Consider the following 2,500-nt stretch of genomic DNA (forward strand, 5'->3'; position numbering starts at 1 on the left):
ATAGCAATATCATCATGACAGATATCCCTAAGTAAGCTTATGAGTATATCGTCAATGGCAAGCCTGCTCTTGAATGGGTTATGGGGCGTCAATGTGTAAAGACTGATAAAAAGAGTGGTATTGTGAATGATGCCAATCGCTATGCTGTTGAAACCATTGGCAAACCTGCTTATCCATTAGAGTTGTTTCAAAGGGTTATTACTGTAAGTTTAGAAACAATGAAAATTGTTAAGAACTTACCAAAATTAGAAATTAGAGAAACCAAATAACTTATAAAGCATGCTCACATGATAGGCATATTAACCTCACAAGGGGTATAAGGTCTTATACCTATAGGTTCTATATCACTTTTATAAATTGCTTACATACAATCTTTAAAAGGAGTATTTATATGCGTTATTCTAAAAAGAAATCATTTGCACTTTTAAATACTCTTATTTTGATTGCCTTTAAAAGATTATATCGTAATCTAAAATGATAGCTTTATCCTTTTCAAAAGCTTTGTTTAAACAGAATTATGTATATTCATTTTCTTATATTACTTATAGGTTTTGAATGTTTCTACCCCCCCCAAAAAAACCTACAAAAATATATAGCATTAGTTGAATTTATAGGTTGTATTATTAATATAGGTTGTTTTTTGAAAAATAGATAAAACTTAACAACTTGAAATATAATGATTTTAATTTTCTCTCATTTGAAAAAAATGATATAGGTTCTAAAAAGAACTGACAAGACTGACAAAAGTTTATTAAAAGGGATTTTGCTCATCTCTATAATGATCAGTTTCTATTGAGATATTTTCATAACAGACAATAAATCACAATTATCCTATTTATCGTTTCTCTTATGAAAATGAAAAATGATGCCATGGCTATAAAGAACATAACAGCTATAGAGAAAGCAAAAATGCAAATGAAAGCATTTGTTATAAGAGCGCGGTGCTATTAAGGTCGTTTAAATTAAAGCCCCTTATAAACAAAATTCACAAAAAATTTAAAATTCATTTAGTAACAAAATTGATAGGTTATAAAGTTTAAAATACGCATCATGAGAGCGTTTCTAAATATTATAAATGTATAGATTCAGAAAATAACGCAATCTTTTAAGAAAGCCAATAATATAGCTTTAAAAGCACATAAATATAAAAGAAGCAATTAATAAGCATAAGATATTATCAACACGCAACGTATTAAAAAATATCAAAAAAGATAAAATAATAATTGACAATAAATACGTATTTTGTTATATGAATACTTAAGTGCTTAACAACACTAAACAGTAAGCGAATAGGTTGCGATAAACCTAATCCTATTAAAAACTGACTATCTTTTATGCTTTTGTTAGCATATATAGTGATTTTGTCGGGTGTAGTTACACCATACAATACCCATTTATGGGAAAAGTGTAACGACGGACTTACTGCCGTGTTTGTTAGCACCCGGCGCCTCTATAGAGGTGTCAATAACAAACATTTAATCAGTAAGGTTTAATTATGAAAAATACAGTAAAAAACATCCCCGTTATCTCTTCCATTGCAAATGAAACCGCGCCTGTTAATCAACAAGAGCCTGCAAAAAAATACGAATTTACCAATGAAAAATTCACTTTTGATGGTCTTACTTTACACCGTATACGTGCTCTAAGAGATTTTGATGATGTTAAGGCGGGGGACCTCGGCGGTTTTATTGAAAATGAAAGTAACTTATCCCATGATGGCAATTGCTGGGTCTATGATAATGCCGCGGTTCTTTTCAATGCAACTGTTTATGAAAATGCTAAAATTTATAATGACGCGAAAATCTTTAGAGGTGCCAAGGTGTGTGGCAATGCTATCGTTAATGGCAAAGCATTGGTTTTTGATACAACCGCTCATATTTATGATAATGCAAAAATTCATGATAACGCTAAGGTCTGTGGGCATGTTTATGGTTATGCCGTAATTAGTGATAATGCTACTATTTCTAATAGTGCCAAGGTTTATGACAATGCCCGTGTCTATGAAAGTGCCTATGTTTGTGGCTATATTTTTGGCAATGCTCGTGTGTATGGCAAGTCACGCATTTATGTCTGGGCGCGCGTTTATGATAATGCCCATGTTTTTTGTAATGCTTGGATTAAGGATTATTCAAGTATCTATGGTCATGCCAAGGTTTCTGGCTCGGCTCGTGTTGGTTGCTTTGTAAGGATTTATGATCATGCCAAGGTCTATGGCAAATCAAATATTGATCATCATGTGCAAATTTATGGCAATGCTGTTGTGAATAGCCGTGCAAAAATTCGTAATGATATCTGTGATGATAATCAGTCACTAAAAGACGCTGCTTAAATAACGCGTGGGCGCGGCGGGGGTGCCCTCCTTTAAACATCTCATTTAAAAATTTAAATCTCTGTATAAAGGAATTGTGCTCATGCAAAAGAAGTTTGCACTCACAAATGAAACGCGTGTATTTGGTAATCATACCCTTTATCGCATTAAAGCATTAAAAGACTTTTCTGA

At 32.5% G+C, this 2,500-nt stretch carries 1 protein-coding gene and 1 pseudogene; both read left to right on the forward strand.

Annotated elements, in window-relative coordinates; genetic code table 11:
• Nucleotides 1–269 (forward strand): annotated as a pseudogene (locus tag ACFILL_RS08985) (type ISP restriction/modification enzyme); the annotation flags it as partial.
• A gap of 1,226 nt (nt 270–1,495) precedes the next feature.
• Nucleotides 1,496–2,329, forward strand: a complete 834-nt coding sequence (locus ACFILL_RS08990) for a hypothetical protein (RefSeq protein ID WP_375681098.1) — start codon at nt 1,496–1,498, stop codon at nt 2,327–2,329.
• The last annotated feature ends 171 nt before the right edge of the window (nt 2,330–2,500 follow it).

This window comes from Bartonella sp. AP20NXHL, assembly GCF_042196165.1.
Taxonomy (GTDB): Bacteria; Pseudomonadota; Alphaproteobacteria; order Rhizobiales; family Rhizobiaceae; genus Bartonella.

Coding starts and splice junctions, on each gene's coding strand:
- ACFILL_RS08990 (WP_375681098.1), top strand. CDS start 1,496: ATGAAAAATACAGTAAAAAACATCCCCGTTATCTCTTCCATTGCAAAT.